6 protein-coding genes are annotated in these 8,445 nt (G+C 58.1%); 4 read left to right on the forward strand and 2 right to left on the reverse strand.

Features of this window, described 5'->3' with window-relative positions; translation table 11 throughout:
- Positions 1–362: 362 nt before the first annotated feature.
- The 3 genes from NW837_RS13285 (at position 363) to glgP (ending at position 4,963) form a co-directional block, all read left to right on the forward strand.
- Positions 363–878: a nucleoside deaminase gene (locus NW837_RS13285; RefSeq protein WP_414332105.1), complete on the forward strand. Its 516-nt coding sequence runs from the start codon at positions 363–365 to the stop codon at positions 876–878.
- Between the two features lie 262 nt (positions 879–1,140).
- Positions 1,141–2,325: a SpoIID/LytB domain-containing protein gene (locus NW837_RS13290; protein ID WP_414332106.1), complete on the forward strand. Its 1,185-nt coding sequence runs from the start codon at positions 1,141–1,143 to the stop codon at positions 2,323–2,325.
- Positions 2,326–2,761: 436 nt separating this feature from the next.
- On the forward strand, positions 2,762–4,963 hold the full coding sequence (gene glgP / locus NW837_RS13295; protein WP_414332107.1) for an alpha-glucan family phosphorylase: 2,202 nt from the start codon (positions 2,762–2,764) through the stop codon (positions 4,961–4,963).
- 103 nt (positions 4,964–5,066) lie between these two features.
- Here glgP and ftsH read toward each other — a convergent pair whose 3' ends face one another.
- The gene (gene ftsH, locus NW837_RS13300) at positions 5,067–6,983 is read right to left on the reverse strand and encodes an ATP-dependent zinc metalloprotease FtsH (protein WP_414332108.1); all 1,917 of its coding nucleotides are present in this window, start codon (positions 6,981–6,983) and stop codon (positions 5,067–5,069) included.
- Positions 6,984–7,243: 260 nt separating this feature from the next.
- Between ftsH and NW837_RS13305 the strand changes: the two genes are divergently transcribed.
- Complete coding sequence (locus tag NW837_RS13305) at positions 7,244–7,717, forward strand: hypothetical protein (protein ID WP_011432275.1); 474 nt, start codon at positions 7,244–7,246, stop codon at positions 7,715–7,717.
- Here NW837_RS13305 and NW837_RS13310 read toward each other — a convergent pair.
- Positions 7,714–7,974, reverse strand: a complete 261-nt coding sequence (locus tag NW837_RS13310; protein ID WP_414332109.1) for a ferredoxin-thioredoxin reductase variable chain — start codon at positions 7,972–7,974, stop codon at positions 7,714–7,716. The two genes, NW837_RS13305 and NW837_RS13310, sit on opposite strands and share 4 nt — an antisense overlap.
- Positions 7,975–8,445: the final 471 nt, after the last annotated feature.

An 8,445-nucleotide genomic window follows, 5' to 3' on the forward strand; every position in this document is an offset into this window, starting at 1 on the left:
CCTACTCCCTCACCGGCCCGTTGCGTCCAAGTGACCAGAGGAGTTTGCTGTAACCACTCCTGCCCCGATCGAGACGATAGCCAGACCCCACCCGCGACGCCTCCACCAAACAGAGCCATCGCCAAAAGTGTGTGCCGTAGAATCCGCGCCATGATCCCTCCCAAAGCTAAGCCGTATCGCCAAGACTCAAAAGGCGTGAACCCGCTCCCCCGACTTACGCCATCAAGACCCAGTTCACTCCTGGTCTATTCTATCTATTCCTACTCTTTACTCTTGGATGTTCGGGGTATGTGTGCTTACCCTAGCAAATCTTGCGGACAGAGGCAGTGCTCGAAACGCCCAAAATGATCGGGGATCCGAGTATGCTCCATTCCTCCGAGCCACGAGGGCGGGATCCGTGGCAGCGCCACCGCGCCTGGATGCAGTTGGCCTTGCGAGAAGCTAAGCAAGCAGGAGAAGCCGGAGAGGTGCCGGTGGCCGCTCTGGTGGTGGGGCCAGGGGAAAAGTTGCTGGCTTTGAGCAGCAACCGGCGGGAACGGGATCGGGATCCCACGGCCCATGCGGAGATTCTGGCCCTACGGCAGGCAGGGCAGCGCTTGGGCGATTGGCAGCTGCAGGGCTGTCGGCTGTATGTGACCCTGGAGCCCTGCCCCATGTGTGCGGGGGCAATCAGCCAATCGCGGCTGGCCCAGGTAATCTACGGCGCCGATGATCCCAAGGCCGGAGCACTGCGCAGCGTGCTCAATTTGCCAGCTTCTGCCGCCAGCTTCCATTGCCCGGAGGTCATCGGCGGAGTCTGCGAGGCCGAGTGTCGCCGCCTATTGCAGCAGTGGTTTTGCCGCCGGCGCGGGATCCCCTCTGAGCCGGCTGAATCCTGACCGAGGGACTGGGGGCGGAAAATTCTGGGTTGAAGTCGTGCATCTGCAGGATGTTTTTGATACTGTCATAACGGGTTCGGCTGGCCCTTGCCCGGGATCCCGCACCAGCCTCAAAAAAGGCTTTCCGAGTGCGGGATCTCTTGAGCCCAACGGTGGCCGCTTGGGTTGTTGAGGGTGCGTCGGCCCTATGCCTGGATTCTCAAAACCCGACTTGTCTGGGATCCCTCGCCGGCTGTGATACTCTTTCCCAGAGGATTGGTGTGTGACTATTACCCTCTCCTTCTCTCCTCCGCCATCAGCCTCGATTAGAGGTATTGCCCTCCTGGTTTGGGCTTGGCTGTGCTTAACTTTTCCGGTGCAGGCACGGGTGCTGCTGCGGGTAGGTATTGCCGTCAACAAGCCCCAGGTCACCGTCGGCAGCTCTACCGGAGCCCGCATATTGAATGCCCAGGGACAGCCGCTGGCAGAGGTGCAGGCCATGCAACCGCTGCAGGCCAGCCGTTCGGGTTCAGCAGTCAGTTTGGCCGGCCAACAGGGAGAACGTCTTTACCTACAGCCCACTGTCCCCGATGGGTTGGTGTTTATTGACCAGAATTGGTACCGCGGCTGGGTGGAGCTGATCCCTGGCGAGCGTGGGGTGATTGCCATCAACCAAGTTGGCTTGGAAGACTACGTTTCCAGCGTGGTGGGCAGCGAGATGGGACACCGTTTTCCCATGGAGGCTCTTAAAGCCCAAGCCGTGGCCTCCCGCACCTATGCCCTCTACCACCGCAGTCGCCGTTCCCAGCAGCCTTTTGACTTAGGAAATGGGATCGATTGGCAGGTTTACAAGGGGGTAGCTGCCGAATCCAGCCGTACCCAAGCGGCTGCCCGTGAGACCGCCGGGCAGGTTCTCATCCACCAGGGGCAGTTGATCAATGCGGTTTTCCACTCCTCTGCGGGGGGACATACGGATGATGCAGGCAATGTCTGGTTAGAGTCGCGGCCCTACTTACAGGGGGTGCCGGATTTCGATCAGCACTCACCGGTGTTTAGCTGGACGGCCACCGTTCCTGCCCAACAGATTCAGCAATTGGCTGCCGGGATCGGTGCCATTCGTTCTGTGGAGGTACTGCGCAGCTCCCCGTGGGGACGGGCAATCACGGTGCGCCTGACGGGATCCCAAGGGATCAAAGATCTCAATGCCGGCGATTTTCGTCGGGCTCTAGGGTTGCGCAGCACAAAGATTGCCATTAGTCCACGCGGAGAGGCCGCCACTACAGCCAGCTTGGCTCCTGTGGCAGGGACATTCCCAGCTTTCTTTGAGATTCATGGGCGGGGCTACGGGCACGGGGTGGGCATGAGCCAGTGGGGAGCGGCTGGGATGGCCAGCCAGAACTACTCCTACCAACAGATCCTCAGCCACTACTACCGCAACACCACCTTGGCAGTGGTGGAAGGACGTTAGGGCTCAACTTCAGGGAGAAGCCAACAAAATCATCGATTGGTAGCAAAAGCGGCTGCAGTTTTTAAGAGCTTATGAGAAGCAGCATTTTAATTGAACCGGAGGGGTTCCCCAAGGGTTCGTTGGGGTTCTGTAGATTTTGTTAACTTTGAGTTAACTCTAACGTTGCACCATCTCTGAAGATAGACGGGCAGCTTCTGCCGGAATCGAAAGCTGGGCTGCCTGTGAACGCTGCTTTTGAAGGCTCCGCGCTGCTGTGGCAAGATCGGGAGAAGCCCTGGAAAATTTGGGTTACGTCCCCTGAAGATTTTGTAGAGATCTTGAATTCCCCCCTCAGAATCCTCAGGATCGGCTCAATAATAATTGAGATACGTTTACCAGCATCGACCTCTACCTCTTCTTTTTCGAGCCCATAACTTTAACCCCAGGTATCTGTCCTATGTCCATTGCCACCTTAGCTCCTGCTTTTCCCGAACGTTGTCCGGTGCTGCCGGAAGCGCTCACGCCCCTGTGCGAGATCGCCCGCAACTATTGGTGGACCTGGAACCCGGATCACCTCACCATTTTCCGGGAAATGGATCCCGCCCTGTGGGAAAAAACCTCCCACAACCCGGTGCGCATGCTGGAGGAGGTTTCCTACTTGCGGTTGGCAGCCTTGGCCACCGATGTGAACTACCTCAACACGTTGAACCGGATGGTGCAGTCCTATCGGCAGTACATGACGGCTGAGGATACCTGGGCCAAGCGCACCATGAAAACCTACGACTGGCAGCGTCCTATTGCCTATTTCTGTGCCGAATACGGCTTGCACGAGTCTTTGCCCACCTACTCTGGCGGGCTGGGTATGTTGGCTGCCGATCACCTCAAGTCGGCTTCAGATTTGGGGGTGCCCCTGGTGGCCATCGGGTTGCTCTACCGTCAGGGCTACTTCCAACAGCGCCTGGACAACAATGGCTGGCAGGGGGAGCTTTACGAAGACTCTGAGTTTGAGTCTCTGCCGTTGACTCTGGTGCGCCAGCCGGATGGCAGCCCTCTGTTGGTGGAAGTGGCGATGCGGCAGCGGTTGGTGAAGGCGCGGGCCTGGCGGGCGGACGTGGGCCGGGTACCTCTTTTTCTGCTGGACACCGACCTGCCGGAGAACGACCCCATCGACCGCTGGATTACCGCCCACCTCTACGGGGGCAGCACCGATACTCGCATCGCCCAAGAGTGCATCCTGGGTATCGGTGGGGTGCGTCTGCTGCGCCAGTTGGGTTTGGATCCCATGGTTTATCACATGAATGAAGGGCACGCTGCTTTCCTGACGCTGGAGTTGCTGCGGGAGGAGGTGGCGCGGGGCACCCCCTTCGAGACGGCGGAGGCCAAGGTGCGGGAAAAATGCGTGTTTACCACCCATACACCAGTGCCGGCTGGCCACGATGCCTTTAGCCCCAATGAGATGGATGCGTTCTTTGCCTCTTTCTGGCCACAACTGGGCCTGACGCGGGAACAATTTTTGGCCTTGGGAGCTCGGCGCACCGGGGATCCCTGGGAGCGCTTTAACATGACGGTGCTGGCTTTGCGGTACGCGCGGGCAGCCAATGGCGTAAGCAAGCTCCACGGACGGGTTTCTCGCGAAATGTGGCATGTGCTCTACCCTGAGCGATCGGTGGATGAGGTGCCCATCAGCTCCATTACCAATGGGGTTCACGCCCGTACCTGGGTTTCCCCTCTTTTTTGGAACCTCTACGACCAGTACTTGGGCCCCGATTGGCCGGAGCGGGTGTCAGACCCGGAACTGTGGGCCAAGGTGGAAGAGATCCCAGATGAAGAACTGTGGCGGCGCAAAGAGGCTCTGCGGGAGCGGCTGGTGTCTTTTACCCGTCACCGGGTGTTGCGGGCCCGGCGCAATCGCGGCGAAAGCAATGAGCGCATCCAAGCGGTCAACCAGTTGCTGGATCCCAAGGTCTTGACGATTGGGTTTGCCCGTCGCTTTAGCACCTACAAGCGAGGAGATTTGATCCTGCGAAATCTGGAGCGAATTACCCGCATCTTCACCAACAAAGAGTACCCTGTACAGATTATCTTCGCCGGCAAGGCCCATCCCCGGGACGAAGGGGGCAAGCGCCTGATCCAGCGGGTGGTGGAATGGTCCAACCGGCCTGAGGTGGCCAACCGAGTCGCCTTCATCGAAAATTACGATGCCTATGTCGCTCGCAATTTGGTGCAGGGGGTCGATGTGTGGCTGAACAACCCGCGACGCCCTCTGGAGGCCTCCGGCACCTCAGGACAAAAGGTGGGCTTCAGCGGGGGATTGAATTTGTCGGTGCTGGATGGCTGGTGGCCGGAGGGTTACAACGGTCGCAATGGCTGGGCTATTGGCCAAGAAATCGAAGGTCTGGATCCCGCTGCCCAAGACGACTTGGACGCCAACTCCCTCTACGATTTGTTGGAGTATGAAGTAATCCCCATGTTCTACGACCGGGATGAGAAAGGGATCCCACGTCGTTGGATTGCCCGCATGAAGGAGGCGATCCGCACGCTCAACCCCGTTTTCAACACCGACCGCATGGTAGCGGAGTACGTGCTGAAAATCTACGAGCCTCAGCCCCTGGAAGCAGAGGCGAGCCGGACTTTGTTGGGTTCGGCTGTTGCCGGCTAGGGTGGACTCCCCCTCTCCCAGCGCAAATCATACAAAACATTGGGATCCCTCTCTCCTCAAGAGGAAAAGCAGGGATCCCAAGTTTGCGCTTGGGGAAAAGAGACTAGGCGCTGGCGTTGACGGCCATAGGCAGAGTCAGCGGTTCTGGCTCCTCTTCGGGGGGCAACATCACCACCTCAGAGTTGTCGATGATGGCCTGCAGCTCTTCCCCATCGATGGTTTCGGCCTCTACCAGGCGGCGGGCGATCCGATCCAAGAGGGCACGGTTTTCCCGAATCAAGTAGGTGGCCCGTTGGTAGGCCTCGTTCACCAGCCGCCGCACCTCTTCGTCAATGAGGGCCGCTGTTTCCTCCGAGAAATCCCGTTCTGCGGCGATTTCCCGGCCCAGGAAAATGTTGGTGTACTGGCGACCTAGGGCTACATTTCCCAGGCGATCGCTCATACCGAAGCGGGTCACCATGTTGCGGGCGATGCGGGCCACCTGCTGCAGGTCACTGGCTGCCCCCGTGGTGATCTCCGACTCTCCATAGACCACTTCTTCGGCCACGCGCCCACCCAAGGCAACAGTCATCATGTTCTTCAGATGGGCACGGGTGGTGAGCCCCATGTCGTCATCGCTGGGCATGAACCAGGTGAGGCCACCTGCTTGTCCCCGGGGGATGATCGTCACTTTTTGGATGGGATCGTAGTTGGGCAGAAGGGATCCCACCAGGGCATGGCCCGCCTCATGGTAGGCCACCAACTCCTTGCGCCGTTCGCTCATCAGCCGATCCTTCTTCTCCGGACCGGCCAACACCCGATCCACCGCGTCGTTGATCTCGTCCATGGAGATCTCGGTGAGGTTGCGGCGGGCTGCCAGAATGGCTGCTTCGTTCAGGAGGTTGGCCAAATCGGCGCCGGTAAATCCAGGAGTACGGCGGGCCAATTTCTCCAGATCCACATCCGCAGACAGAGTTTTACCGCGGGCGTGCACCTTGAGGATCTCCAGGCGGCCCTGAAAATCGGGGCGATCCACCGTAACTTGGCGATCGAACCGGCCAGGCCGTAGCAGCGCTGCATCCAGCACATCCGGTCGGTTGGTGGCCGCAATGACGATGATGCCGGAGTTGCCCTCAAAACCGTCCATCTCGGTGAGCAGCTGGTTCAGGGTCTGCTCCCGTTCGTCGTTGCCACCCCCCAAGCCAGCTCCCCGCTGGCGACCGACCGCATCAATTTCGTCGATGAAGACGATGCAGGGAGCATTTTGCTTGGCTTGCTCGAACAGGTCCCGTACCCGCGAGGCCCCCACCCCAACAAACATCTCCACAAACTCGGAGCCGGAAATGGAGAAAAAGGGCACACCCGCCTCTCCGGCTACGGCGCGGGCCAACAGGGTCTTACCTGTGCCGGGCGGGCCCACCAGCAATACCCCGCGGGGGATCTTGGCTCCCAAAGCTGTGAAGCGCTCTGAATTTTTCAGGAAATCCACCACTTCTGCCAGCTCCAGCTTGGCCTGATCGATGCCGGCCACATCGTTGAAGGTAATCTGGGTTTTCGGCTCCATCTGCACCCGCGCCCTGGATTTGCCAAAGTTGAGAGCTTGGCTGCCTGGGCCATTTTGAGCCCGCCGCAGCAGGAAAAAGAGCCCCAGCAAGAGCAAAACCGGCAGGAAGAAGGTGCTGAGAATGCGCCCAAGTAGCCCCTCCTCTTGAACAGGGCGTACCGCCAGCTCCACCCCGTTGGCAACCAGGGTGTTCTCAAACTCAGGGGTAAGGGGGGGCAGATTCACCTGCACTTGGGTGGCGCGGTTGTTGATTTCTGCCTCGGCAATGGCAACCTGGCGACCATCCGGGGCCGTCTCCACCAAAACTTTGCTGACCTCGCCCCGTTCGACGCGGCTGATCAGGTCGGAGTAGCTGATCTCCAAACGCTCAGGCGGGCGGGTACCCAAGAAGGTGGTGGCTAAAGAGATCAAGACGATGGCCAGTAGCGCATATAACCCCGCGCTTCTCCATTTCTTGTTTTTACCTTTCTGACTCACGGAAGTGTTTCCTCCCAAAGGGTGTTTTTGAATCGAACTCGCAGATGGTGACCTATGGGTAACAATCTGGGGTCGGGTGGGTTCTTGCAGCAACAGACTGTTAATTAATATTAACCTGACTGAGAGGGTTGCCGGGGATCCCTGCAATCCCCCTCTTCTGGCCAGGAGTTTGGGGATAGGATTGAGAGACCAAGGCTGTGCCGTCAGCCAGGATAGGTGGTGTTTTTTCCACTCTCATTCCAGCTTGCCCAGGGATCCCTATGCTGACTCAACTGCGCGAACTGAGCATCGCTGCCGACGGGCGCTATCTCAGGGATGAAGAGCTGCAGTTCATGGAGACCTATCTAGCCTCCTTTGACCTACGCCTGAGCGCCTATCGCAAGATTCAGGCGGCGGAGGCCCAGATCATCCGGGATGTGGAGATGAAAATGCGCGCGCTGGATCCCTACTTGCTCATGCGAGGGGTGGAAGACTTCAGCAACAAGTGGAAGGCTGACACCGTGCGGGTTTTGCGCCTCTCGGCTTTGGCCATGCTCCTGGACGATGAGCAACGCTACAAAGATCGATTTCTCTACTGGTTCCAGACCTTAATGCGGGCCTTCCGCACCCAACGCAGTTGCGAGGCCACCTATCGCTTCCTACAAGAAGTGATAGCCAATTACCTCACCCCCGAAGAAACCAAGTTGATCAGGCCAATTCTGGAAACCAACCGCACGCTGTTGGGCCTTAACTAGGCCGCCGTCCCGGCGGGCTCTTCAGAGTTGGCCGGCTCAACCACCTCTAGCTCATCAGCTTGGAGATGCGCACGGAACTTGTTGTCAAACTGCACCTGAAAGGGAAAGTTGGCGCTGATCGGGCGGCCATTCCAATCTCGAAGCACGGCCTTCAGTTCCCCTTCCATACCTTTGAGGTCAAAAGGTTGATTGCGATGTTCCGGGTGGTGATAGACAATCACGCTGGTACGCACCCGCACCCGATCTCCAACTTTCATGTCTTGCCCTCCTGAAAAGGCAGCATACTGCAGGAACCGACTGGAAACACTCTAACTCAATCTCTAAGCAAGCTTTCCGGATGTGGAGAAGTGTGTGGAAACTGAAACAGTAGTTTGCATTTTTCTCAAGTTCCCTCTCACTTTGGATGACCCGAGAACATCCCCTCAAACTCAAGCCATGAGCCCGACCCAAGGGATCCCCCTGACTGGCCACTGGATCCCTGCATTGTATACATCCTTCCAGAGAACTTTAGGGTGTGGCAAGGAAAATCAAATGAGGGCTTTCAACCTCATGGGATCCCTATTGGGCAGGAGATAGAGCTCAGTTTCGGAGGAAAAGGCAGCACCTATCCAATCTCAGCTTCCGCCAGGATCTGGGAAAGAGAGAAGGCGACCTTTTGTTGCTGATACATTTACGCTGAACACTGCTGAACATCACTGTTCAACTATGCAGCGATAGCATTCTGTTTG

It is taken from the genome of Synechococcus sp. R6-10 (genome assembly GCF_047461815.1).
Classification (GTDB): Bacteria; Cyanobacteriota; Cyanobacteriia; order Thermostichales; family Thermostichaceae; genus Thermostichus.